This window comes from Rhodococcus sp. 1168 (assembly GCF_002091955.1).
Lineage (GTDB): Bacteria > Actinomycetota > Actinomycetes > Mycobacteriales > Mycobacteriaceae > Rhodococcoides.
Window position 1 is genome coordinate 31,959 of sequence record NZ_MKKY01000060.1, and the last position, 25,874, is coordinate 57,832.

Consider the following 25,874-nt stretch of genomic DNA (forward strand, 5'->3'; position numbering starts at 1 on the left):
ACGACCGCCGACATGACGGCAGGTTGCTTCTACTCTGGCAGGTCTGGCGACTGGGCCTTCTGCACTTGCCCCTCCGCCTTCTGTGCGCGGCCCTCTGCGGAGTCGACGAACTCTTGAGAGTCGAACACTTCGCCACCGAGCGGATCGCGTCGCGCCTCGCCAGGGGAGTATTCGACGGCACCGGTGTTCGGGTCGATTCCGATCTGGTCGGACGTGAGTTGATGGACTGCGACGACCACATGCTCCGAGTTGGGTTTTGCCACCTTCTCCCGAGACGGCGCGAGACCGGCGAAGGTCGAAGAAATTCCCGCACCACGCTTGCGGCGTCCCGGACCCTCGGACTTGGCGCCCGCTGTTACCAACGCACCATTGGAGGCCTCGCCCGTCGCGGTGATTCGGACGTAGTTGGGGGTGGTGGCGACGTCGTAGTGGAAGGCCTTGAGCATCGAAATACACGCAAGAACCAGGACTATCGAGAACGGAACCGCCGTCGCGATCGACGCTGTTTGCAACGCCGTCAGTGAACCGGAGCCACCGACCAGGAGCAGAACTGCCGCCGCGACGCCCTCGAGAATTGCCCAGTAGACGCGGGTGATCTTCGGGGTGTCGAGATCGCCACCGGTCGAGAGGATGTCGATCACCAAGGACCCCGAGTCCGAAGAGGTGACGAAGAAGAACACCACCACCAAGATTGCGAGAACACTCGTGACCGTGGCGAGAGGGAATCCGTCGAGCAGATTGAACAGGGTGGTGTTGGTATCGACCTCGCCGGCGGCGGTGAGCATGTCCTGGTCGTTGCGCTGACGCAGGATGCCGGCATCACCGAAGATGGTGAACCACAGCGAGCCGATGATGGTCGGCGCCAGCAGCACGCCGAAGACGAACTGACGGATCGTGCGGCCACGCGAAATGCGTGCGATGAACATGCCCACGAACGGCGCCCAGCTCATCCACCAGCCCCAGTAGAAGATGGTCCACGCGCCCGCCCAGCCGTCGTCGGCGAATGGGGACGTGCGCAGCATCAACTCCGGTAGGGCTTGGGCGTAGCCGCCGAGGTTCTGCACCCAGGATTGCATCAAGAACAAGGTCGGCCCGAGGATCAGTACGAATACTGCCAGGCTCGCAGCGAGCACCATGTTGATGTTGGAAAGCCATTTGAGGCCCTTCGATACACCGGACACGACGGAAAATGTTGCCAGTCCGGTGACACCCACGATTAGAACGACCGTGAGCCAGTTGCTGGACTCGATCCAGCCGAGGTACTCGAGGCCGGCTGAAATCTGCTGGACCCCGAAGCCCAGCGAGGTCGCGACGCCGAACAGAGTACCGACGATGGCGATGACATCGATGATGTGACCAATGGAGCCTTCGATTCGCTTTCGACCGAGCAACGGCTCGAGCAGCCACCGAACCGAGAGTGGGCGCCCTTTGCGGTAGGTCATGTAGGCCAGTCCGAGACCGACGACCACATAGATCGCCCAAGCATGCAGGCCCCAGTGGTAGAGCGTCAGTTCCATCGCCTGGTTCGCCGCACCGTCGGTCGAACCCTCTATTCGCCCGGCCTCTGGCGGGTTCACGTAGTGCGAGAGGGGTTCAGCGACGCCGTAGAACACCAGGCCGATGCCCATTCCTGCACTGAAGAGCATCGCGAACCACGAGAAGACGCCGAATTCGGGCTTCTCGTCGTCGCGGCCGAGGCGGATGTTGCCGATGCGACTGATGCCGCAGTACAGGGCGAACAGCACGAATCCGGTAGCGCTGAGGATGTACCACCAGCCGACACCATCGGTGATTGTTGTGTTCAGTGATTCGAATGCATCGGAAGCGGTGCTTGCGAAGACCACCGAAAAGGTGATCATCGCCAAAATTATCAGTGACGCCGGAATGAACACCGGTTTGCGTAGGCCGCGCCACGCTGTGATCACAGAATTCATATCGAGGAAGATCCCTTGCATTGCTTGGTGAATATGTAGAGAAAGTGGTATCGATTCGAACTTACGGTAATGCGACCGGCGAACCCCTACCAAATCGACGGGTCTAGTGTGCGGTCGAGTAATAGATCTGCAGCAGTGGTGATGAACCGACGGGACGGTGTCCGACGCCGCACCAGCCAGCCGTAAGTGGCGATTGCGTCTGTTCGATTGTCGTTCGGTCGTTGTAACCGATAAACTGACCCTCGGTGCGCCGGGAAGTCTGGTCGGCATGGTCCAACCATGCTCAAATGTTTGCCGATTCAGCCGGACGTCCCGTCAGTAGAGCGTCGATACGGTGGCTGCGGATGCTCAACGAAAGGCTCGCCACATATGTCTAACTCGCAACGGCTGCCGCTGTTCTCCCGCGGATCCTGGTCCGAAGCGGACCGTGTCGCAGCGATTCTGCGCAAGGAAACCGTCGGCGGCATCCTGCTGCTCATTGCTGCTGTCGCGGCGTTGACATGGGCGAATTCGCCGTGGTCCGACGGTTACGAGTCCCTGATGAACATCAAGATCGGGCCGTCCGCACTGCATCTGGACTTGACACTGTCGACGTGGGCGGCCGACGGTCTGCTTGCAATCTTCTTCTTCGTCGTCGGCCTGGAACTCAAACGCGAATTCGTTGCCGGCGACCTGCGTGATCCTCGGCGTGCGGCACTGCCGATCGCGGCGGCAGTGGGCGGCATGGTCCTTCCTGCAGTGATCTTCGTCGTGGTCAACAGGAGTACTGGTGACGGTGCCCTGCAGGGGTGGGCCATTCCGACCGCGACGGATATCGCGTTCGCGGTCGCGATTCTGGCGGTGATCGGTACGCATTTGCCTACCGCGTTGCGTACTTTTCTGCTCACCCTCGCTGTCGTCGACGATCTTTTGGCGATCACCGTGATTGCAATCTTTTATACCGAGGAGGTGAATTTCATTGCTCTCGGCTTGGCGTTGATTCCACTGGCATTGTTCACCTTCGCGGTTCAGAAACGTGTTCGTTCGTGGTGGATCCTCATACCGCTCGCGTTGATCACTTGGGTGCTGGTGCACGAATCAGGCATTCACGCTACGGTCGCCGGCGTCCTGCTCGGGTTCGCTGTTCCGGTTGTGCGTAGTCGTGCGCTCGGGGGCCCTGATGCAGGCCCCGGTTTGGCCGAATATTTCGAGCACCGAATTCGCCCGCTGTCCGCTGGAGTGGCTATCCCCGTCTTCGCGTTCTGCGCTGCGGGGGTCACCGTCGGCGGATTCAGTGGTTTGACCAGCGCACTCAGCGATCCGATTGCTCTGGGCATCATCGCAGGGCTCGTGGTGGGCAAAACCATCGGGATCTTCGGGACGACGTTCGTGTTGTCGAAATTTACCCGGGCCTCACTGGACAAATCTGTGCAGTGGATCGACGTTGTCGGAATCTCGATGCTCGCAGGCATCGGCTTCACGGTCTCGTTGTTGATCGGTGACCTTGCCTTCGGGCCAGGCACCGAACGCGACGATCACGTCAAGATCGGTGTCTTGGCAGGATCGATTCTGGCCGCCCTGCTGGCTTCTGCCTTGTTGCGTATTCGCAACAAGGTGTACAAGCGGATTCACGAAGAAGAGACGTGCGACGACGACCACGATGGAATTCCCGACGTCTACCAATCGGACGCAATCAGTCGCGACAACTAGTCGGGGCTGATAATCGTGACTCCTACCGGTCCAGGCAAATCTCCTGTGGCCACGGTAGACATCATCGCAGCGTGAACGGTATTATTCGACTGAATCGACCCTCGGGGCGCGTGACGCTTGTGTCGTTTCAGGCGAATGGGCCAGGCTCGGCGCCAGAAATGGTGTTGCTCGTGTGTGGCGGTCTCCATGTGCCGGCCCCAGCAGCGAGCTCATCCGGAAGGTGTTGTGAAGCAAAGCAATAGCGATGTGAACGAATCGTCGGCAGGCGACAAGTTCGACGATCAGCATTACCCGGCTTACAACATCGGCACTGCCGCACAGATGTTGAACGCAACCCCTGGCTTTCTACGCAGCCTCGACGAGGCGAACCTGTTGATTCCCCATAGATCCGAGGGTGGACACCGGCGATACTCTCGCTTCCAACTCCGCATTGCGTCGCGGGTCCGTGATTTGCTCGATCAGGGCACTGCGCTCGACGCCGCGTGCCGCATCGTCGTCCTCGAAGATCAGCTTGCTGCTGCTCGTCGTGCCAACGCCCATCTTCAGGAAGTCATCGACGGCTCGGACTGATCGTCCGATACCGAGTCCTGCGGCACTTGCGCCGCTGAGCGCGAGAATCCGACGTGTGCGCGAGCTTCTCGGTGCGCGAAGACGAAGGGCCCCGGTGCACGAAAGCACCGGGGCCCTGGTGGGGAATTACTACCATCTATTTCCACTTGCCTGATGACATTTGCGGTGTTCGCCCGAAGAACAAGACAGCGTGGGCGAACTGACGATGCAACTCCTCCCTTCTTCCAATTACCAACTAGTCCTGCACCTGCCTCGGCGGTGGCGTGAAAAAACTCGAACCGCCGGTCTTCTCGCGGGTAGTTCGTCCTCTCCCGCGCCTTTCGATCTCTTCTTTCGTGTACGAGAACTACTGTAAATCACTGAAACCACAATGTCTACCCCAGCGACCATAGATTTTTTCGACTGTCCGGTCTGCCCCCAGACCCCGGTCTATCTTCGATAACGGGACCGCCGAAAACTTCGCGAGGAGAACCAGCCATGTCGATGACGCCGTCTGCGCCCAAACCGGTTCTCCTCGGCGGTCACGCTTCATGACCGCGCAGGGTCGGCCTCGAGTTTTGATAGTCGGCGGCGGGTTCGGTGGTCTTTACGCCGCACGAGCACTACGTCGCAGTGACGTCGACGTCACCGTGCTGGAGCGCGGTACGTCTCATGTCTTTCAACCCCTGCTCTATCAGTGTGCGACGGGATTGGTGTCCGAAGGATCCATTTCGAGTCCACTCCGGCACCTTTTGCGCAGGCAGAAGAATGCTCACGTCGCACTCGGCGAGGCAACCACAGTCGATCCCGGGGCGCGAGTGGTGACCGCAAGCAGATTCGACGGTTCGACTTACGAGTTCGCTTACGACTATCTCGTGGTGGCTGCCGGTATGCAGCAGTCGTATCACGGGCACGACGAGTACATCCAGCACGCGCCGGGCATGAAGACGCTCGACGACGCTTTGACCGTCCGCCGTAAGTTGATTGCAGCATTCGAGATGGCGGAAGCACTGCCCACGGCAGAGGAACGGCGGCCTTGGCTGACGTTCGCAGTCGCGGGCGGAGGGCCGACGGGCGTGGAATTGGCTGGACAGATCCGCGAACTGGCAACCAGGTCGTTGGCTCACGAGTTCAGGTCCATCGACCCGGGTGAGGCGCGGGTGTTGCTACTCCATGGTGGTGATCGAGTCCTGCCCTCGTTCGACAAGAAGTTGTCCGCTGCGGCGCAGAAGACCCTCGATGCCGTCGGCGTCGAAACGCACTTGGGTGTACACGTCACCGATGTCACCGCTACCGACGTCGAAACCACGGCGAAGGCGGAGCCGGAGACGGTCACTCGCTACGACACTCGAACCGTGCTGTGGACGGCGGGCGTCGAAGCAGTTCCGTTTGCTCGGCAACTTGCAGGAGCGCTCGGTGTCGAGCAGGACCGATCGGGGCGAATTGCTGTCGAGTCGGATCTGTCGGTGCCGGGCCACCGCAACGTCTGGGTCGTCGGCGACTTGATGTCCTATCAGGATCTGGCGGGTGTCGCCGAGGTCGCCATGCAGGGTGGGCGCCACGTCGGTTCGCTCATCGCCACTGATCGGAGCGACCCGACTGCCTCACGACAGGCGTTCCGATACCGAGACTTCGGCACCGCGGCCTACATTTCCCGTGGGCACGCGCTCGTCCAGGCCGGACCGCTGCGGATGTCCGGGTTCCTCGGATGGGTGTCCTGGGGAGTCATCCATATCGCGTTTCTCTCGGGCGCCCGCAATCGCGTCGGCACGCTGATCAACTGGGCTGCAACTCTGGCGACCGGTTCTCGCCGCGAGCGGGCAATCACCTTCGGAGACCCGGAAACGGCACGCAGGCCCTACCGCTAGCGGGGCGAGAGCGAGGAGTAGTACCCCGCCTGGGCGGGGTAGTAGTCGTCGAAACTCGGCAGTGGCTCCTTGTTTCGAGAGTTGACGAGCATGTCGAGGTAGTACTCCCATCCGGGGCCTATTTCGCCGATCCCCTCGGTGTCGCTCAGATGTTGGGTCAGCGTCACCGTTGTGGTGCCCTGGGACTCGGTCAGGAGCACTTCCATGCTCCAGCTTCCGGCATCGTGGATCATCGAAACTGCCAGTCGCGACGGCGCCTCGCAGGCGTCGATGTGCATCTCGGACCAGGGTGCACCTTCTTCGAAAGCCATCTGAACGCGAATCATGTTCTCCGGAAGTTGTTCCCACGGACCGAACCACAGTGCCGTGCGGTCGGATTGGGTCAATGAGGCCCACACGTCCTCTCGGGAGGATGCAATCGCTCGGGTCAACTCGAGATCGATACCGTCGGTCGTCCGGCGGAGGCGTCCGGTGGGATTCATCGGCCAATTATGCACCGTTGTCCGTCGATCGAGTGACTTGATCGCTTGACCCTGACACTGTGACAAGGAGTGGAGTAGTCGAGTGAAGGAGGTGGTTGTCGTGAACACGACCAACCCGGGCGAGCCGCATACTCGCCTGCTCGACGCTCTTGCCACTATTGATTCCTCGACGCGACTTCGCGCGGCCCTCTCGGCCGGAACGCTCGGTGATCCTGCCCTGGCTCAGGCTTTGCTGGCGCGGTGTGCCGTCGAACCAGACTTCTTCGTTCGGGACATGCTGACGTGGGCATTGTGCCGACTTCCACCGGAGATCACGGTACCGAGGTTGCTCGAGGAGCTGTCCTCGGCCACGGCGCAGGCTCGTAGCCAAGCACTGCACACCCTTTCCAAGATCGGTGATCGGACGGCATGGCCGTCAGTATCGGCACTGCTGCACGACGCGTACGACGAGGTTGCGCTCAGCGCATGGCGAGCCGCCGTGGTCCTCGTCCCGTCGGGCGCCGAGGGTGAGCTCGCGGCCAACTTGGTAAAGGCGCTCGGACGGGGTGACCATGACATGCAGCGCAGTCTGAGCCGAGCGTTGGCAGCGCTGGGGTCGGACGCGTCGCCGGCTCTAAATGCCGCTGGAGCGAGCCGTGATCTACGCGTCCGGGCTCATGCTGCGGCGACGGAAAAACTGGTGGATGACCCCGAAAGTGGTTTCACCCTCTCAGTCGAGGCGGCAAAGCGCGTCGTGGTGACCGGTACTGGGATGTAGGAGAGAGGCGGAATATTGTTGATCGGTGAGGTCTCGCGGCGTTCGGGAGTCAGCACCCGCATGCTGCGTCACTACGACGCCGTCGGGCTGGTGCAGCCGACGGTTCGCACTTCCGGTGGATATCGTGAGTACTCGACCGACGATATTCGCCGACTGTTCCAGGTCGAATCCCTCAGGACTCTGGGGATGTCGCTGAACGAAGCCAAGCGGGCGCTCGACGAACCGGACTTCATGCCGGCAGATCTGTTGGGGGAGTTGATTCGTCATACGAAAGTGCGAATCGCTGCAGAGGAGGAGCTGCTCGAGAACCTCGAGCGTGTTGGAGCGGCCTCGCAGTGGGAGGACGTGATGGCCACGGTCTCCTTGCTCCGCGCGCTCGAGTCGGAATCGGGTGCCCGTCGGCAGCAGGCAGTGCTGGCCCAGAACGAGGGAACCCCACTGTCCGTCGAAGCGCTCGTCGAGGCTGCCCTGTCGGAGGATGACCTGAATGTTGCTGGAGCGCTCCGATGGTCGCTGGCAAGAGGAGAAGGTGAGGGGTTGGCGGCTCTGGCCGTCGGAATGGCATCGGAGTCGGTCGAGGTTCGGCGCCGTGCAGCCGCCGCAATCGCAGAGATACCCACCACCGAAGCAACGACGCTGTTGTCGTCGGCTCTCACCGACTGCGACGTGGCGGTAAGAGATCGGGCTGCCCTGGAACTCGGCTCGAGGCGCGTCGTAGAGGCGGTGCCTGCTCTACTTCGAATCGTGGTCGAGGGCCGGTCCGACGTCGAGGCCGCCGAGGTGCTGGGAATCCTGGCCGGCAATACCGTCGTTGCCGAAGACATAGTCCGAGCGATGCAGGACAAGCTCGACGCTACGGTCGATGCCCCGACCCGATTGCGAATTACTCAGGCGCTAGCCGAGATTCCGGGCGCTGAGGCCCGTGACCTACTCGCCGAGTTGACCCGCGACGGCGACCGGACTGTTGCCGGGACCGCGACGGCAATTCTACGACTGTGACTCTGGCCCAAAGGCGTAACTTCGTATCTCGTCTCCGTCGGTCATCGGCGATGGACGTAGATGACTTCGATGGCGTTGTTTCCGTAACCCAACCGGTTCCACCGCGGAACGTCGGGTTGTACGTTGCCGACGGCGTCGGTCGCTCTGACTCTCAGCGTGTGTCTCCCGATGTCGTTCGTGTCCCAGGTAAAGCTCCAGTCCTGCCAGTGGTATCCACTGGAGGCTGGTTCCACCTGGGCCGGGAGCCAATCACCTTCTCCGGTAAGGCTGACATCGACGCGCGCGATGGGTCCTGTGCCCGACCATGCCTTTCCCCGGACTGTGTAGGGCCCGTGGCCGAGGATCGAGCCCGGCGTCGGGTCTGTGATCAGGGCGCGTGGACGTATCAGGGTTACCGCTTCGTGGGGTCGGTCCGGCCACTCGTACATGTAATGGCCGGTCTGGAATTCGCCCGAGTAGGGCTCGGTGATCACGTCGATCCGCTTCAGCCACTTCACCGACGCCACCGCGTACCAGTGGGGCACGATCAACCGAAAAGGTGCGCCGTGGTCGGAACCCAGGGGCTCGCCGTTCATTTCATAGGCGATGAGGATCCCCGATGCCGGGTCGGTTGCATCCGAGAATGGGAGGGACCGGATGAAGGTGAGGTCGTCCTGATCGGTGTCGGGAAGGACCGCCTCGGGATGGTAAGGCCCGTGGTCCGCACCCTGTGCAAGGATTTCGACTCCCTGCGCCGATGGCTCGACCCTCGACAATATCTCGTGAAGGAGCGCGCCTTTCCATCGTGCGGTGGAGACGGCGTAGTCACCCCATGGTTCACCGGTCGGTAGCGGCCTCATGTCCAGGCGGCCATTGCCTGCACATTCCAGAGTGACTGTGTGTTCGTGTGCCGGCATCGCGCGTAGATCGTCAAGGGTCAAGACGGTCGGATGGTCTACCGCGCCACCGATCTCCAGGGTGCCGTCGTGAACGGGCAACGCGAAGTTGCTTCGTACGTAGTGGAACTCGGTGGGGGTGATCTTGTCAGTGAGCGCCGCCAGCGGCGCCTCTGCGTTGTAGGGCGCGGGGTTGATCATCACCAACGCGGCGCGCGCCGCCTCGAGATCATGGGCTTCGGTCATGACTCGGTCTCCTTGGTCGACCCGCAGTGTGTGCCACGGCGGCCGGCGCACGGATCGCGTCACCCGACGGGAATACAGGGACTTTCCCATAATGTCCCATGACGGGAACCCACGTTTGGCCTTTTTCGCAGTTCAGGTGGCGATGAGTGGGTGTTGGGCATACCGGCCCGATCGCACCCGTTCGGGTTTCGGTGAGACTGCGCGGTCGAAGGCGGGCAGCGGGGTAAAGCTGTCGGGCCGGCGCGGGCGTATGAGGCCTACGACGCAGAACCGCATGAGTTCGTCACTTTCGCGTCATGACTGTCGGTGGAGGCATAAAGGAACCGTAAGGATCCTCGGCGGGGCGTTTTTGTCGGCGTAGACATATCCATGAACGCCGGGCGATGTGCCCGTCGACCAGCGCCTATATGCGTTGACCCCACTATGTCGAAGAGGCATGAACATCCATGGCTGATCTGGGCTATCTCGCCGTCACCGCCGTGGGATTCGGTGTATGTGCACTGATCCTGCGGTTGTTGGCGAACACTGCAACCTCGAAGGTGAAGACGAAGTGACCACCGACGGAATCATCAGCATCGTACTGGTGGTCATCGCTGCTCTGACGGCGATCTACCTATTCGTCGCACTACTCGATCCAGAGAGGTTCTGATCGTATGAATGCCGCTCTGGCTGCCGGACTTCAGATTGCCTTCGTTGCCGCTGTTCTGGCTATCGCCTATGTTCCACTCGGTGACTACATGGCGAAAGTTTTTGCCACCGAACACGATACCGATGAGGAAGGTGCCGGCTCAGGACATGCCGCAGGAGGTCGCACGGCAACACTCCAGCGGACCCGCGGTGGAACTACCACCGCCTGGGCCGACTTGCGGGTCGAGTCGTGGATCTACCGGACCTGCCGAATCGACCCCCGCTCACAGCAGACCTGGGTGGGTTACGCGCTGTCGCTCCTCGGCTTCTCCGCTGCGAGCGTCGTCTTTCTCTATACGCTGCAACGAATTCAGGGAGTGCTGCCGCTGAACGGCGGTTTGGCGGGAGTGAGCCCGTCGGTCGCTTTCAACACCGCTGTCTCGTTCACCACGAACACCAACTGGCAGTCCTATACGCCCGAAACTACGCTGTCGAACCTGACTCAGCCGATGGGCTTGGCTGTGCAGAACTTCGTTTCTGCCGCGGTCGGTATTTCCGTCGCCATCGCCGTCATTCGCGGATTCGTACGAGTTCGCACCGGTGGGGAAATCGGCAACTTCTGGGTCGATCTCGTTCGCGCTTCACTTCGCATCCTGCTGCCACTGTCGTTCATCATCGCTCTGATCCTGTTGACGCAAGGCGCTATTCAGTCCTTCAGCTCGGGCTTTGCCTCGACCGGTCTCGACGGTGTGACAGTGAGCAATGCGTTGGCACCGGTTGCTTCACAGGAAGCGATCAAGGAACTCGGAACCAACGGTGGCGGAATCATGGCGGCCAACGCCGCGCACCCGTTCGAAAACCCGTCTCCCTTCTCCAACGTTGTCGAAATCATTGCGATCCTTCTCATCCCGGTCGCATTGACGCGCACGTTCGGAACGATGGTCGGCGATCGCAAACAGGGTCTGACGCTGCTCGCAGTCATGGCTGCACTGTTCGCAACGATGCTCACCGTCATTGCGCTCGCTGAATCCGGTGCTCGCGGCGTTGCCGCTCAGGCTGCCGGTTCGATGATGGAGGGCAAGGAAGTTCGCTTCGGAATCCCCGGATCGACCCTGTTCGCGGTAGCGACTACCGGAACGTCCACGGGTGCAGTCAACTCCGCGCACGACAGTATGTCTCCGCTCGGTGGTGGCGCCGCCATCCTGAATATGTTGTTCGGTGAGATCGCGCCCGGTGGCGTGGGTACCGGCCTGTACGGCCTGCTCGTGTTGGCGATCATCGCAGTGTTCGTCGGCGGACTTCTCGTCGGCCGCACTCCCGAGTTCCTCGGCAAGAAGATCGGTCAGCGTCAGATCACACTCGCTGCCTTGTCCGTTCTGGTCATGCCGGCCCTGGTGTTGGTGGGAACGTCCATCTCGGTGATTCTCTCGTCCACCACTGGCTACCAGGGCAATTCGGGCGACCCCGGAACCCCGAGCTCGATCCACGGGTTCAGCGAAGTGCTCTACGCCTACACCTCTGCCTCCAACAACAACGGCAGCGCATTCGGTGGCCTGACGGTGACCAGTGACTGGTTCCAGACTTCACTCGGCCTTGCCATGTTGCTCGGGCGATTCCTGCCGATCATCTTCGTTCTGGCGCTCGCCGGATCACTGGCTACATCGAAGCGAACCGCACCGAATACCGGCACGCTGCCGACCAACGGCCCGCTCTTCGGTGGACTGTTGCTCGGAACTGCCGTACTCGTTGCGGCACTTACCTTCTTCCCGGCCCTCGCTCTGGGCCCGATCGCAGAGGCATTGCAATGACCGTCACATCATCTCGACCGATAGACAACGAAACCGAAGTCGTCGACGCATCGACACCGGTGAAGGCCGGTTACTTCAGTCCACGGCAGATGTGGACCTCGCTCCCCGCAGCCTTCGGCAAGCTCGACCCACGACACCTTGCCCGCAACCCGGTCATGTTCGTGGTACTCATCGGATCGGTCATCACTACCGTTCTCGCAGTGAGCAACCCGTCGGTGTTCTCTTGGCTCGTCACGGCCTGGCTCTGGTTCACTCTGCTGTTCGCCAACCTGGCCGAATCCGTGGCGGAGGGTAGAGGTAAAGCGCAGGCCGCGAGCCTGCGTGCCGTCAAGCGCGACACCATCGCGCGGCGCCGTACGTCTTCGGGAGCCATCGAAGAAGTGCCGGGTACCGAACTGCGGATCGGTGACGAGGTAGTCGTCTCCGCCGGCGAGATCATCCCCGGCGACGGTGACGTCATCGAGGGCATTGCCACCGTCGACGAATCGGCGATCACCGGAGAGTCTGCGCCGGTTGTACGCGAATCGGGCGGCGACCGCTCCGCAGTGACCGGCGGGACCGGTGTGCTGTCCGACGAGATCGTCGTGCGTATCACCTCTGCTCAGGGCGAGTCGTTCGTCGACCGCATGATCGCACTCGTCGAGGGCGCATCACGCCAGAAGACGCCGAACGAGATTGCGCTCAACATCCTGCTCGCCTCGCTCACGATCATCTTCCTGCTTGCGGTAGTCGCAATCGGCCCGATGGGCGCGTACGGCGGCGAAACACAGGATCCGATCAAGCTGATCGCCCTGCTGGTGTGCCTCATCCCCACGACCATCGGCGCATTGCTGTCCGCTATCGGCATCGCCGGTATGGACCGCCTCGTGCAGCGCAACGTGTTGGCGATGTCCGGGCGCGCTGTCGAAGCCGCAGGCGATATCGACACACTGCTGATGGACAAGACCGGAACGATCACCTACGGCAACCGTCGCGCCACCGGGTTGCATCCAGCTCCCGGCGTCACAGCCGGAGAACTCGCAGCCGCGGCTCGGCTGTCGTCACTGGCCGACGGCACACCGGAGGGACGCAGCATCGTCGATCTCTGCACCCGCGACTACTTGTTGCCTGCGCAGGCCACCGATAGTGAAAAGACCGGCGAGTTCGTGGCGTTCACTGCACAGACGCGGATGAGCGGTATCGATCTCGACGGCGTCCAGGTCCGGAAAGGTGCAACCGACTCGGTACTCGAGTGGGTTCGCGCCAACGGCGGACCGCTGATCAACCCGGAGGTCGACGAGACGACACACACCATCGCGTCGATGGGTGCAACTCCGCTCGTCGTCGCATCCGGCCCGATCGGTGGGCCGGTACGTGCTCTGGGCGTCATCGAACTCTCCGACGTCGTGAAGCCACACATCGCCGAACGGTTTGCGCAGCTGCGTGCCATGGGCATCAGGACGGTCATGGTCACCGGTGACAATCCGTTGACAGCCAAAGCAATTGCGGACGAAGCAGGTGTGGACGACTTCCTTGCAGAAGCGACACCCGAGGACAAACTCGCCCTCATCCGCAAGGAGCAAGAAGGCGGACGGCTCGTCGCCATGACCGGTGACGGCACCAATGACGCACCCGCACTTGCCCAGGCGGATGTCGGCGTAGCGATGAACACCGGTACGTCGGCGGCCAAAGAGGCCGGCAACATGGTCGATCTCGATTCCGACCCGACCAAGTTGATCGAGGTCGTCGAGATCGGCAAGCAGTTGCTGATCACCCGCGGCGCCTTGACGACGTTCTCGCTGGCCAACGATCTGGCGAAATACTTCGCCATTCTGCCGGCCATGTTCAGTGTCGTGTATCCGCAACTGGGTGCACTCAACATCATGGGTCTCGCGACTCCGGAGTCCGCGATCCTGTCGGCGGTCATCTTCAATGCACTGGTGATCATCGGGCTCATACCGCTGGCACTCAAAGGTGTTCGCTATGTTCCGTCGAGTGCCTCGAAGTTGCTCAGGCGCAACCTCCTGCTCTACGGAGTGGGTGGTGTCATTACGCCGTTCGTCGGTATTTGGCTCATCGACCTCGTTGTTCGATTCATCCCAGGGATAGGCTGACATGCGGTTCGTACAGAGGTTTTTCGGGCAGATCGCGGCAGGATTGTCGGTTCTGTTGGTATTGACGGTCATCTTGGGTATCGGCTACCCGGCGGCAGTCTGGGCAGTGAGCCGTATCGGCTCGAACTCTGCCGAGGGCTCGCCGTTGACCGACGCCAACGGTTGCGTCGTAGGTAGCAGCCTCGTCGGTGTCGACCCACAAGTCGACGCCGGGCAACCGGATCCCTTCTTCCACGCGCGAGTTACCGGGTCGGTATCGGACGAGGATGCTTTCGCGCCGGGTGACCCGGCGGCGGGAGCGCCGACCAACCAGGGACCCAGCAGTGAGGTTCTGGCGGCATTCGTGCAGGAGCGGCGCGAGGTGATCGCCGAGCGCGAGAACGTCGATCCCGCTGCTGTTCCGGTCGACGCGCTGACCGGCTCGGGATCGGGCATCGACCCCGACATCAGTCCGGCGTACGCGAACATCCAGATCGAACGAGTCGCGACGGTCAACGGAATGAGTGAGGACACTGTCGCCTCGTTGGTAGCCGACCACACCGATGGACGTCAGTTCGGGTTCCTCGGCAGTGAGACAGTGAACGTGGCCGAGCTCAACCTTGCGCTCGGTTTGACCGCGCCGGGCTGCGGCACACGCTGAGCACCGAGCGGACAGATGCGGTAGGACGAGGAGTATGAGCAACACGGCAGGCAGGCGCGGTTCTGTTGGACCCGACCGCGGTGATCTGCGGATCTACCTCGGTGCGGCACCGGGCGTCGGGAAAACCTTCGCGATGCTCGGTGAAGCGCACCGCAGGCAGGAACGCGGCTGCGATGTGGTCGCGGGCGTGGTGGAAACCCACGGTCGCGCCCGCACTGCCGGGTTGCTCGAAGGGATCGAGCAGATCCCTCTCCGTTCGATCCAGTACCGGGGATCGACGGCCCACGAACTCGACGTGGCCGCGATCATCGAACGAAACCCGAGCCTGGTCCTCGTCGACGAGCTCGCCCACACGAACACGCCGGGGAGCACGCACGAGAAGCGTTGGCAGGACGTAGAGGAGCTACTCGACGCCGGCATCGACGTCGTGTCGACGCTGAACGTTCAGCACCTGGAAAGCCTCAACGATGTGGTCGAGCAGATCACCGGGGTACCGCAGCGTGAAACCGTCCCGGACTCGGTGGTCCGCGGTGCGGAGCAGATAGAGCTGGTCGACGTCGCACCGGAGGCGTTGCGGCGCAGGCTGTCCCACGGAAATATCTATGCTGCAGAGAAGGTCGATGCAGCGTTGAGCAATTACTTCCGTCAAGGAAATCTGACCGCGCTGCGCGAGCTGTCCCTGTTGTGGATAGCCGATCAGGTCGATGCGGCGTTGGCGAAATACCGAAGCTCACACGATATAACCGACACATGGGAGACGCGGGAACGTGTCGTCGTATCGGTCACCGGCGGACCGGAATCGGAAACCCTGCTCCGTAGGGCCAGTCGTATCGCCTCGAAGTCGAGCGCGGAACTGATGGTCCTGCATGTGATCCGGGGTGACGGTCTGTCAGGTGTTTCCGCACCACAGATGGGTAAGGTCCGAAAGCTCGCGGCTAGCCTCGGCGCCAGCATGCACAGCGTCGTCGGCGACGATGTGCCCTCCACCCTGCTCGAATTCGCGCGCGGCGCGAACGCAACTCAGTTGGTCCTCGGAACTTCGAGACGGTCCCGCTGGGCTCGAATCATGGACGCGGGCATCGGTGCGACAGTTATTCAGCACTCGGGAAAGATCGACGTGCACATGGTCACTCACGCCGAAGTCAGTCGTGGTTGGCGAATCAGGCGACTGGTACCGACGCATCGTCGCATCCTGTCCTGGGCTGCTGCGGTCATCGTCCCCTTCCTCTCTGCACTGGCGATGCTGCTCGTGGATCCGTACCTCGACCTCGGTGGAGAGAGTGCGCTGTTCTTCATGGTCGTACTCGGAGTCGCGCTGCTCGGTGGTGTTGCGCCCGCGGCGTTGTCGGCACTGATTGCAGGCTTGCTGCTCAACTACTTCTTCGCAGACCCGCGACACAGCTTCACCATCGCCGAACCCGATAATTTCGTCACCACGGTAGTGCTGCTCATCATGGCAGTCGCCGTGGCATTCCTCGTCGACTCTGCCGCCCGTCGAACAGTCCAGGCGCGCAGAGCATCTCAGGAGGCAGAGCTGCTGACGCTGTTCGCCGGGACCGTGCTGCGCGGCGGTGACATCAGGACGTTGCTCGAGCGGGTCCGCGAAACGTACTCACAACGAGCCGTCTCGATCATCAGAGCAGAGGGCAGCGTCGTCGAATCCGTCGGAGAGGACCCGCCGGCCGAGCCCGACGACGCCGACACGGCAATCGAGACTGCCGACGGTACCTTCACTCTTCTGCTGTCCGGATCGAAGACCGGCGCACATGACCGCCGTGTGCTCAGCGCCGTCGCCAATCAAGCGATGGGATTGATCCGGCAATCCGAACTGGCACTCGAAGCGAGCAAATCCGCCGGCCTCGCCGAAGCGGATCGCCTTCGGCGCGCTCTGCTCTCGGCCGTCAGCCATGACCTCCGCACGCCCCTTGCCGCAGTCAAAGCGTCCGTGTCCAGCCTGCGCAGCACCGACGTCGAATTCTCACCGAAAGACACCGCCGAACTTCTCACTACCATCGAAGAATCGACCGACCAGCTGACCGGACTGGTCGGGAACCTACTCGATTCGTCGAGACTGGCTGCCGGGGTGATCACACCGAGCTCGACGGTGGTCTATGTCGAGGACTCGGTGTCCGCTGCCCTCGCCAGTTCGTCCGCCGCCGCCGGTAGCCGCGAGAGGGTGATCGTGGACGTCGGTGACGTTGCGGTTGCTGCAGATGCGGGGTTGCTCGAGCGGGTAATGGCCAATCTGATCGACAATGCACTGCGTCACGCCCCCGGAACGCCGGTGCGGGTGGGCGCAACCTATGCGGGAAGTAGAGCACTGATCACTGTGTCCGACAGTGGACCTGGAATTGCGAGAGGTACCGAAGAGGCAGTCTTCGAAGCGTTCCAGCGGCTGGGGGACAGTGACAACACCACAGGCGTAGGGCTGGGTCTGTCGGTTGTTCGTGGATTCGTCGAGGCAATGAAAGGTGCGGTCACCATCTCCGAGACCGCCGGTGGGGGAGTAACGATGACCGTGGAGTTGGCGTCAGCAGCATCGCTGACCAATAATGCTGTGGCCCAGAATATTACCGATGCAGCGTCCCGTGGATGAGGTTGTCGGTAGGACACGGGTTCTCGTCGTCGACGACGAACCGCAGATAGTGCGCGCGCTGCGCATCAATCTCTCGGCGCGAGGATATGACGTCGTGACCGCTGACACCGGAACGGGAGCTTTGCGCGCGATTGCCTCCGAGCGCCCGGACGTGGTGGTCCTCGACCTCGGGCTACCGGGACTCGGCGGGCTCGAAGTCCTCGCCGGGTTGAGGGGGTGGAGCGATGTCCCGGTGATTGTTTTGTCCGCACGGACCGACAGCAGCGACAAGATCGAGGCGCTCGACGCGGGGGCGGACGACTACGTCACCAAACCGTTCGGGATGGACGAGTTCCTGGCTCGGCTACGGGTTGCGGTGCGTAGGAGGGTTGCCGCCAGTGGACGAGTGGACCCGATCGTCACGACCTCGACGTTCACTGTGAACCTGGCGTCGAAAACCGTCACCCGGGACGGGCAGCGCGTACACCTCACCCGGACCGAGTGGGGTGTTCTCGAAATGCTTGCTCGCAACAACGGAAAGCTCGTCGGGCAGAAAGAGCTGCTCAGAACGGTATGGGGTCCCGGTCACGAACACGGATCCAACTATCTGCGGATCTACATGTCCCAATTGCGGCGCAAGCTCGAAGTCGATCCCGCGCAGCCACGCCATCTGATCACCGAAACGGGGATGGGGTACCGGCTCGTAGAATGAGGTCCATTGCCAACGGCCCGAGATCGACTACTCTTCCCCCGGTTACTGTGACGAGAAGACTCGGATAACAAGGGGTGGGCGATGAGCATCGACAGGGACAGCGGCTCAATGCCGTGGTCGGCGGAGGAATCGCCACGGCCTCGACGGGCAGTTCGGCCCGTTGACGACGCGTTTTACATCCCGCCAGCGGGTTTCGAGATCACCGAACCGGGGACGATCCTCCGAACACGTGAAGTGGGCGTGGCCCTTTTCGGCCGTATTACCCAGCAGGTCGACGCCTGGCAATTGCTCTATCGCACCAATGACCTCGACGGTAGGCCACAAGCGAGCGTGACGACGGTACTGCTACCGCGTGGAAAGAGCGTCGGCGATATGCCGCTGCTGTCCTATCAGTGCGCGATCGACGCGGTGTCGGATTCGTGTTTTCCGTCGTACGCGCTGCAGAAGGGTGCGAAAGCGTGGGGCGCGGTCCCGCAGTTCGAGTTCGTATTGATCCTGCATGCGCTCCGCCGAGGGTGGGCCGTCTCGATTCCGGATCATGAAGGACCACATGGACATTGGGGATCTCCCCGCGAGCCGGGGTTTTGCACGCTCGATGCGGTCCGCGCGGCCCTGAGCTTCTCGCCACTTGCGCTGAGAAGTAATAGTCCGGTCGGGTTGTGGGGTTACTCCGGTGGCGGCCTGGCGTCGTCGTGGGCGGCGGAGATGGCTCCCGAATATGCGCCGGAGATCAATCTCCTCGGAGCAGCCCTCGGATCGCCGGTCGGCGACCCGGCCTCGGCCTTCATCCGGCTCAATGCGACATTGCACGCCGGCCTACCCACGCTGGTGGTAGCGGGCCTGCGCCGTACCTACCCCGACCTCGACCGCTTCATACGGCAACATGTCAGTCCCGCTGGTCTCGAGCTGCTCGACTCGGTGAACGAGCTCACCACCGTCTCCGCCGTGCGGAGACTCGCGCGGCACGACCTGGACGAGTACATCGACATGCCTCTTGCCGACCTACTTGCCAGCCCCGAGTTGCTCGACATCTTTCAAGCCATCCAGCCAGGGAAAACGGCACCGACCGTGCCGATGCTCGTCGTCCAGGCAGTGCACGATCAGATCATCGCTGTCGACGACGTCGACGGCCAAGTCGATCGCTACCTCGACCACGGCGCGCACGTTACCTATCTTCGCGATCGGCTCAGCGAACACTTGTCTTTGCATCCGCTCTCGGCCCCACTGACACTCGACTGGTTGGAGGATCGATTCGCGGGACGGCCGGTGCCACCGACTGGAGTCACCACCGTCTGGTCGACGGCGTTCTCGCTCCGCGCAGCGTTCGGTCTCCTCGCGATGCTGTGGTCGGTGGTGTTGGTTCTGTTCGGTCGCCGACTGTGAGCCACCGGCCCGGGTGCCGAGCCGAGGTCTTCCGGTTCAGTCGGATTTTTGCAGGCCGAGCTCGACGGCGCTGTCGTAATCGTCGTCGATGAGGATGACGTTGCGGTCTGCTCGGTCGAGTAGCGAGGCTGCAATCGAGGCTCGGTAACCGGATGCGCAGTGCACCCAAATTTCGCCGGCAGGGACCTCGTCGAGGCGATGCGGCAGTTCGTGGAGGGGGATGTTGACGGCCCCGGGGATGTGGCCTTCCTCGTACTCGGAGTGTTGCCGCGCGTCGAGCACTACCAGCTCACGCTCACCGGCAGCGCCACCGAGTCCGGCGAAGTCCGACACCGTGTACGACCGCAATTCTCCGTCACCGACGAGTGAATGAATCTCTCCTACTGCAGAACCCGAGGGGCGATCGATACCGATGCGCGCAAGCTCTCGGGTGGCCTCTGCAATCTGATCGGATGATTCTCCGATCAGCGTCAGCGGCGCACCCCATTGGTAAAGCCACCCGAGGTAGGTGACGAAGCTCGAGGACAGCTCGAAGCCGAGGGATCCATCGAGGTGTCCGGCGGCGAACGCGGTGCGTGCCCGTAGGTCGACGACCCACTGTCCGGCGTCGATTCGTCGACGAAGTTCATCGGGATCGACGGGTTCGGGCATGGACAGGTCGATCGGTTCCGGCCCTTGGGAATTGATGACGCCCATGTGCGCGTAGTACGCGGGATACGCGGACAAACCGGCGATCAACTCGTCGACATAGCTCTGTTCGTCCTGAGTCAACGCAGGATTGGACTGCTGCTGTTGCGCGATGGTGGATGAATCGCCGGTAGTGGGGGTTGCGGAACAGAAGCTCCCGAAACCGTGGGTGGGGTAGACCTCGACTTCGGCGGGGAGTTCGGCGGCGATACGACGAACCGAGTGGAACTGCGCGTGGGTGAGTTCTTCGGTGTGCTCGGAGCCGAGCAGGTCGGTGCGTCCGGTGGATCCGTAGAGCATCGAGCCGCCGGTGAAAATTGCGATCGGCTCGGCGCCGTGGCGCAGAACGTAGCTGACGTGGTGATGGGTGTGGCCCGGAGTATGCATGACCTGCAGTGTCATCGCGCCCACATCGACGATGTCGCCGTCGAGCACTGCTCGGCGCTCGAACTCGACCGGATCGCCGTCCGGGACGACGTACTGGGCACCGGTAGCGCGGGCGAGTTCGAGTCCACCGGTCACGTAGTCGTTGTGTATGTGGGTTTCGAGCACGTGCGTGATCCTGGCGTTCTTGTCCGCAGCCAGTGCCTGGATGCGGTCGATGTCGCGTTGGGGATCGATGACGACCGCAAGTCCGTCGTAGCTGATGAAGTAGCTGCGGTCGCCGAGGGTCGAGGTTTCGATGATGGCGATGTCCGGATCGGTCGCGTTCATGTGGGTGCTCCTTCGTGTCGCTTTCGGATCGATGAGAGGGTCTCGTGGCCGCCGACCGTCATGAGAGAAAGAGGGTGTCGACGAGCACGTAGCCTGCGACGGCGAACACCAGGTAGGCGAACCATTGTCGGAGCTTGTCGGCATCGACGCGGTTGCTGAAGCGTCCGGCTGCAAGTGAGCCGACAATCGCAGCAGCGGCAAATGTGATGGTGAGGGGCCAGTTGCCGCCGAGGCCACCTGCTTGGGCGAGAAGACCTGCGGCGGAGTTGGCAACGATCACCACCAAAGAGGTTCCTACGGCAACGCTCATCTCGATTCCCAACAGCAGCACCAAGGCCGGAATGATGAGGAATCCTCCGCCTACGCCGAACAGTCCGGTGAGAACACCGACACCGAAACCTGTCGGTATGGACCGCGGTGCGCATCGTCGCCAGTCGATCCCGGAATTGTCGGTCCGGCAGGCAGTTCCGGGATCGTCGTTGGTGCGCAGCATGCGTGTTCCCGCGATGATCATGACGATCGCGAAGCCGATCATCACGGCGGTATCGGGCAGGTGCCTACCGATGGCCGTACCCACCAGGGTGCCGATTATGCCGGTGGCCGCGAAGATTGCAGCCAGTCGCCATTCGATGAGCCGTGCCCGCACCTTGGGGATCGCACCGGTTGCGGAGGCGACGCCGATCACCAACAGTGAGGTCGGTATCGCCTCGGACAGCGGTAGTCCGAGGGCGTAGACGAGAATCGGCACAGCAAGAATCGACCCACCGCCACCTAGAAGACCGAGCAGGATGCCGACGGCGACACCGAGAACGAGAGCCAGGACCAGTGTCATCAGCTGGACGTTGCTGCCTGGTCACCGAGTGTGTCGATGGTTGCGTGCAGAGTGATGCTCATGGTGGGAATCCTTCCTGCCGTCGAACTGTACGGAGTGCCTACCCGGTTTCGGGGCGGTTGAGACTCGATGTGCCGATGCTGATGTAGCTAACGGCGAAACAGTGTGCGGAAGAATTTGTTCTCTGTCGGTGCCGCCGGTTCAGGCGCGCATGAGCACTGGCGAGATACTGGAACATTTTTCATCACGTCGTCGACGTGGCGACCGCAGCCGGTCCACGTGGTCTTGCCGCATTTCGGGCATTTAGCGGGTTGGCACATATCCAGTCCTGTCTATCGGGTTGTCTCCAGGCTGCCATATACCAAGGGGGGTATGCAAGTACCCCCAGGGGTATGTAGTCGGATTCACGAGGCAGTGGTATCTGCCATGCTGCCCAGATGCCGAAGAAGAGTGCGGGTCTACTACCGTTTCGACGACGGGGCGGTGTCCTGGAGGTGTTGATCGCGCACCCCGGGGGACCCTTCTGGAGCCGGAAGGATCTCGGCGCATGGTCGGTCGTCAAAGGTGAGTACACCGATGAGGATCCCCGCGCCGCCGCGCGACGCGAGTTCACCGAAGAGACCGGCTACGAGCCACCGCACGAGCTGTCGATCGAGTTGCCCGTCATCACGCAACGCGGAGGCAAGATCGTGACCGTCTTCGCCGCCGAAGCTGACTATGATCCCGCAAGCGCCGTCAGCAACACCTTCGAGACGGAGTGGCCGCCCAAGTCCGGCACGATGACGTCGTTCCCGGAGATCGATCGGGTCGAGTGGTTTTCGGTCGCCGAGGCCCGTTCGAAGCTCAATGCTGCACAAGTGGTCTTGCTCGACCATCTCCAGGAAACCGTGGTCGGTTGACACTTGCGCCCAGCCGGGATTCGAGTCGGGCAGATTGGTCACGAACATTGTTTGTGTCTACGCTGCGCACGCACCAAGAGGTGCTCTGTGAAAAAAGGGGGAGCGACGATGCACGGTCTTGGTTCATCCACATGGTCTCGATACGCCGTCACCGCTGCTGCCGCCGCGATGGCACTGTTGCTGACGGCAAGCTGCACCGCCGGGGCAACCGAACCAGCTCCGGCGACGTCGGACGTCTCCGCCGAAAGCCCCGATGCACCCGCGGCAGTGACTCCCGAACCAGCAGTGGCGCCTGAGCCAGTGGAACTTCCTGGTGGTGGTAGACAGCTGTTCCCGGGTCGTCGTCTGGTCGCGCTCTACGGACATCCTGGTTCCCCCGGGCTCGGTGCCCTCGGTGAGCAGGGTCCGGATGCAGCGATCGACCGGGTTCGGCACTTGGCAGCCCAATACCAAGAATTCAGCGATGTACCGGTCGTGCCGACGTTCGAGCTCATCGCCACCGTCGCTCACCAAGAGCCTGGACCGGATGGGGACTATTCCGGTGAGACCAGTGTGGAGATGCTGCGGCCATGGGTCGAGAAAGCGCAGCAGGCGGGCGTTTATGTGCTGTTGGATCTGCAGCCCGGCAGGGCCCGTTTCGTCGATCAGGCACGGATCTATGCCGAGTTGCTCGAGTTCCCCAATGTGGGGCTCGCGCTCGACCCGGAATGGAAACTCGAGCCGGGCCAGTACCCACTGCAGCGGGTGGGTAGCGTCGACGCGGTCGAAGTCGAAGAGGTGAAGGCCCTGCTCGACGGCATCGTGACTGCAGGTGATCTACCACAGAAGCTGTTGCTACTGCACCAATTTCAACTTCAGATGGTGCGGGGCCTCGAGCGCGTCGAGCTTTCCCAACCTGGAGTTCAGATTCTGGTGCATATGGACGGGCAAGGTGGCCCGGCAGCGAAAGAGGAAACCTGGGCTGCCGTCCGAGACGCTCTGCCCCTGGGAACACCATTGGGCTGGAAAAATTTCTACGACGAGGACACACCGATGTTCACGCCCGCCGAAACGATGCTGCGACAGCCGCAACCACTGATGATCTCGTACCAGTGATGAAGTAGAGACTGGAATGGATATGCCCTGGCAACGGGTTCCTGTGGGCATACACCAACGATAGGAGTCCGTATGAGTTCATCGACGTTCGTCGACGGAATCGAGGTCATGTGGCGACCCGGGTGCCCGTTCTGCATGAGACTCCGCAGCTCGTTGCGCAGGCGCGGTATCGCCACCACGGACATCGATATCTGGTCGGTGCCAGGTAGTGCCGCCAGGGTGCGTGCGGCGACAGGCGGTGACGAGACGGTGCCGACGGTATTCGTCGGAAATCGCGCTCTCGTCAATCCCACTGTCGGACAGATTGTCTCGGTAGTCGAGAGTGAGCTTCCCGATCGGTCGAGAGAACTGATACCCCAGTCGACCACTGGAATGTGGACCAAAATTTCGTCACTGTGGAAGCGGGGACGGTCGTGAATGCAGTCCCCGATGATCTCGGCTCCATCGATCAGGTGTCCGTCCCCAACTCTCTTCGCCCGCGAGTGATCGTATTCTTTCGTCAACGAAACTCTGTCCGATATGTCGACGATGCCGAAGCGGTTCGTCGATGTAGGAGCGCCTTCGCCCTTGGCAGGGTTGTGGTTCGGTGGCCTATTGCGCGATGGGTTCGCGCTGAGCGCTGCAGGGAATGCGGGGAAATTCGCCGATGTGGGGTCAGGGCTGCTGAAAGCGATGCTTGATGGTGTGGAGCTCAACCGGACACTGAACGCAGCAGTCGAACACATCATGGACGGATTCGTCAGGCTCGACGTCCACCCGGACGTGGCGGACGGGGTCACCGCCTTGGCAGACCTCGGGATTCGGATGATCACCCTCAGCAACGGGTCGGCCGGCGTCGCCGAGAAACTCCTCGATTCAGCCGGACTGCTGAGCAGATTCGAAATGCTGCTCTCCGTCGATGCAGTCGGAGAATGGAAGCCCGCTGTCCACGCCTACGAGTACGCACTCGCGCAATGCGACATCGACGATCCACGCGAGGCCATGCTCGTGGCCGTCCATCCCTGGGACATCGACGGGGCAACCCGAGCCGGGTTGGCAACGGCATGGCTGAACCGTGACGGCGGTGCGTACCCCGACTACTTTGACGCCCCGGATGTAGAAGTGACCTCCCTCGTGCGGCTGGCCCAGCATTTCGGAAGCCACGTCGCATCTTGACGGACCTGGCCGAACCATGGGAGCGTACTACTTACCGAGCGATCGCTCGGTCTGAGATTTCGAGGAGCATGTCTGTGGCTGTCGATCTGACCTACTCACCCCACGTCCAGGCGCTGATCGGCAAAACGCGGACTTTCATACGGGAAGAGGTCCTCCCGATCGAAGACGAATTCCTCGGAAATTTTACCGACGCAGGTGGCGATGAGCTGCGGATTTCGCTGCAACAGGCGGCGAAGAAGGCGGGCGTGTTCGCGCCCCACGCACCCGTCGAGTACGGCGGCGCAGGCCTGAACATGAGCGACCGCGCACCCCTGTTCGAAGAGGGCGGATACTCGCTCTTCGGGCCTGCCGCGCTCAACATCGGTGCGCCCGACGAGGGAAACGTGCACATGTTGGCGCATATTGCCTCCGGCGCACAGAAGGAACAGTTCCTGGCACCGCTGGCAGCAGGCGATGTCCGATCGGCATTCGCGATGACCGAACCCGCACCGGGTGCAGGCTCGGACCCCTCGGCGTTGCGGTCCACCGGAATCAAGGTCGAGGGCGGTTGGCGCGTCGACGGGCATAAATGGTTCATCACCGGCGCCGATGGCGCAGGATTTTTCATCATCATGGCCCGCACCGCAGGCAAGCCCGGTGACCGCGGAGGAGCGACGATGTTCCTCGCGCCCGCCGACACCGAAGGTATCAAGGTCGGCCGCCACATCGGCACTCTCGACCAAGCGACGATCGGTGGCCACTGCGAGGTCTTCTTCGACAATGTCTTCGTCCCCGACGAGAACGTGCTCGGTGCCGTCGACGAAGGATTCAGCTACGCGCAGGTGCGTCTCGGACCTGCCCGCATGACACACGTCATGCGCTGGCTCGGTGCAGCCAGACGCGGACACGACGTCGCTGTCGCGCAAGTTGCGCAGCGTGAAGGGTTCGGCTCTGTCCTCGGCGATCTGGGCATGATTCAGAAGATGGTCGCCGACAACGAAATCGACATTGCCGCGACGCGAGCGCTGCTGGTCCAGGCCTGCTTTGCGCTCGATCAGGGCTCGACGGCAAGTAACGAGACGTCGATCGCGAAGACATTTGCAGCCGAAGCCGTCTTCCGGATCGTCGACCGCAGTATCCAAATGTGCGGGGGCCTCGGGGTTTCCGACGACCTTCCCCTCGCGCGACTCTCGCGTGAAATCCGCCCTTTCAGGGTGTACGACGGCCCGTCCGAGGTCCATCGCTGGGCCATCGCAAAGCGAGTTGTCGGCGCCGC

The 25,874-nt window shown here is 62.1% G+C and carries 21 protein-coding genes and 1 pseudogene; 17 read left to right on the forward strand and 5 right to left on the reverse strand.

The window, feature by feature from the left end; all coding sequences use genetic code 11:
• Positions 1-29 precede the first annotated feature (29 nt).
• Complete coding sequence (locus tag BJI47_RS11960) at positions 30-1,934, reverse strand: BCCT family transporter (RefSeq protein WP_088943963.1); 1,905 nt, start codon at positions 1,932-1,934, stop codon at positions 30-32.
• A 369-nt stretch (positions 1,935-2,303) separates the two neighbouring features.
• Here BJI47_RS11960 and nhaA point away from each other — a divergent pair, with 369 nt between their 5' ends.
• The 3 genes from nhaA (at position 2,304) to BJI47_RS11975 (ending at position 6,040) form a co-directional block, all read left to right on the forward strand.
• Positions 2,304-3,623: a Na+/H+ antiporter NhaA gene (nhaA, locus tag BJI47_RS11965; protein ID WP_088943941.1), complete on the forward strand. Its 1,320-nt coding sequence runs from the start codon at positions 2,304-2,306 to the stop codon at positions 3,621-3,623.
• Between the two features lie 225 nt (positions 3,624-3,848).
• Entirely contained in the window at positions 3,849-4,193 is a 345-nt protein-coding gene (locus BJI47_RS11970) for a MerR family transcriptional regulator (RefSeq protein WP_254900556.1), read from the forward strand.
• Between the two features lie 530 nt (positions 4,194-4,723).
• Entirely contained in the window at positions 4,724-6,040 is a 1,317-nt protein-coding gene (locus BJI47_RS11975; RefSeq protein WP_088943942.1) for an NAD(P)/FAD-dependent oxidoreductase, read from the forward strand.
• Here BJI47_RS11975 and BJI47_RS11980 read toward each other — a convergent pair.
• Positions 6,037-6,522 carry an SRPBCC domain-containing protein gene (locus BJI47_RS11980; protein ID WP_088943943.1) on the reverse strand — a complete coding sequence of 162 codons (486 nt, stop codon included), beginning with the start codon at positions 6,520-6,522 and terminating at the stop codon, positions 6,037-6,039. The two genes, BJI47_RS11975 and BJI47_RS11980, sit on opposite strands and share 4 nt — an antisense overlap.
• Before the next feature lie 91 nt (positions 6,523-6,613).
• Here BJI47_RS11980 and BJI47_RS11985 point away from each other — a divergent pair, with 91 nt between their 5' ends.
• Together BJI47_RS11985 and BJI47_RS11990 are read left to right on the forward strand one after the other, a co-directional pair.
• Positions 6,614-7,279 carry a HEAT repeat domain-containing protein gene (locus tag BJI47_RS11985; protein ID WP_176224824.1) on the forward strand — a complete coding sequence of 222 codons (666 nt, stop codon included), beginning with the start codon at positions 6,614-6,616 and terminating at the stop codon, positions 7,277-7,279.
• Positions 7,280-7,294: 15 nt separating this feature from the next.
• A pseudogene (locus tag BJI47_RS11990) lies at positions 7,295-8,343 on the forward strand (MerR family transcriptional regulator); the annotation flags it as partial.
• Here BJI47_RS11990 and BJI47_RS11995 read toward each other — a convergent pair.
• On the reverse strand, positions 8,320-9,489 hold the full coding sequence (locus BJI47_RS11995) for a sulfite oxidase (RefSeq protein WP_088943945.1): 1,170 nt from the start codon (positions 9,487-9,489) through the stop codon (positions 8,320-8,322). The pseudogene BJI47_RS11990 and the gene BJI47_RS11995 sit on opposite strands and share 24 nt — an antisense overlap.
• A 460-nt stretch (positions 9,490-9,949) precedes the next feature.
• Here BJI47_RS11995 and kdpF point away from each other — a divergent pair, with 460 nt between their 5' ends.
• The 7 genes from kdpF (at position 9,950) to BJI47_RS12030 (ending at position 19,237) form a co-directional block, all read left to right on the forward strand.
• On the forward strand, positions 9,950-10,048 hold the full coding sequence (gene kdpF, locus BJI47_RS23770; RefSeq protein ID WP_125458724.1) for a K(+)-transporting ATPase subunit F: 99 nt from the start codon (positions 9,950-9,952) through the stop codon (positions 10,046-10,048).
• 4 nt (positions 10,049-10,052) lie between these two features.
• The gene (gene kdpA / locus BJI47_RS12005) at positions 10,053-11,834 is read left to right on the forward strand and encodes a potassium-transporting ATPase subunit KdpA (RefSeq protein WP_088943946.1); all 1,782 of its coding nucleotides are present in this window, start codon (positions 10,053-10,055) and stop codon (positions 11,832-11,834) included.
• Positions 11,831-13,927, forward strand: a complete 2,097-nt coding sequence (gene kdpB / locus BJI47_RS12010) for a potassium-transporting ATPase subunit KdpB (RefSeq protein ID WP_088943947.1) — start codon at positions 11,831-11,833, stop codon at positions 13,925-13,927. The genes kdpA and kdpB overlap by 4 nt, the downstream gene beginning before the upstream one ends.
• A gap of 1 nt (position 13,928) precedes the next feature.
• Positions 13,929-14,567 carry a potassium-transporting ATPase subunit C gene (locus BJI47_RS12015; RefSeq protein WP_088943948.1) on the forward strand — a complete coding sequence of 213 codons (639 nt, stop codon included), beginning with the start codon at positions 13,929-13,931 and terminating at the stop codon, positions 14,565-14,567.
• Between the two features lie 34 nt (positions 14,568-14,601).
• The gene (locus tag BJI47_RS12020; protein WP_088943949.1) at positions 14,602-17,163 is read left to right on the forward strand and encodes a sensor histidine kinase KdpD; all 2,562 of its coding nucleotides are present in this window, start codon (positions 14,602-14,604) and stop codon (positions 17,161-17,163) included.
• Complete coding sequence (locus BJI47_RS12025) at positions 17,144-17,854, forward strand: response regulator (protein WP_088943950.1); 711 nt, start codon at positions 17,144-17,146, stop codon at positions 17,852-17,854. The genes BJI47_RS12020 and BJI47_RS12025 overlap by 20 nt, the downstream gene beginning before the upstream one ends.
• A gap of 81 nt (positions 17,855-17,935) precedes the next feature.
• Positions 17,936-19,237, forward strand: a complete 1,302-nt coding sequence (locus BJI47_RS12030; protein WP_088943951.1) for a lipase family protein — start codon at positions 17,936-17,938, stop codon at positions 19,235-19,237.
• Between the two features lie 36 nt (positions 19,238-19,273).
• Here BJI47_RS12030 and BJI47_RS12035 read toward each other — a convergent pair whose 3' ends face one another.
• On the reverse strand, positions 19,274-20,638 hold the full coding sequence (locus BJI47_RS12035; protein WP_088943952.1) for a rhodanese-like domain-containing protein: 1,365 nt from the start codon (positions 20,636-20,638) through the stop codon (positions 19,274-19,276).
• Between the two features lie 58 nt (positions 20,639-20,696).
• Positions 20,697-21,470, reverse strand: coding sequence for a sulfite exporter TauE/SafE family protein (locus tag BJI47_RS12040; protein ID WP_088943953.1), 774 nt, complete (start codon positions 21,468-21,470; stop codon positions 20,697-20,699).
• A 437-nt stretch (positions 21,471-21,907) separates the two neighbouring features.
• Here BJI47_RS12040 and BJI47_RS12045 point away from each other — a divergent pair, with 437 nt between their 5' ends.
• The 5 genes from BJI47_RS12045 to BJI47_RS12065 all read left to right on the forward strand — a co-directional run.
• Positions 21,908-22,369: an NUDIX domain-containing protein gene (locus BJI47_RS12045; RefSeq protein ID WP_088943954.1), complete on the forward strand. Its 462-nt coding sequence runs from the start codon at positions 21,908-21,910 to the stop codon at positions 22,367-22,369.
• Positions 22,370-22,456: 87 nt separating this feature from the next.
• Complete coding sequence (locus tag BJI47_RS12050) at positions 22,457-23,464, forward strand: hypothetical protein (protein WP_254900557.1); 1,008 nt, start codon at positions 22,457-22,459, stop codon at positions 23,462-23,464.
• Between the two features lie 72 nt (positions 23,465-23,536).
• Positions 23,537-23,881 (forward strand): glutaredoxin domain-containing protein, encoded by a 345-nt coding sequence (locus tag BJI47_RS12055; protein WP_088943956.1) that lies wholly within the window; start codon positions 23,537-23,539, stop codon positions 23,879-23,881.
• 102 nt (positions 23,882-23,983) lie between these two features.
• Positions 23,984-24,619, forward strand: a complete 636-nt coding sequence (locus BJI47_RS12060) for a haloacid dehalogenase type II (RefSeq protein ID WP_088943957.1) — start codon at positions 23,984-23,986, stop codon at positions 24,617-24,619.
• A 74-nt stretch (positions 24,620-24,693) separates the two neighbouring features.
• On the forward strand, positions 24,694-25,874 hold a 1,181-nt coding region (locus BJI47_RS12065), incomplete at its 3' end, for an acyl-CoA dehydrogenase family protein (RefSeq protein ID WP_088942188.1).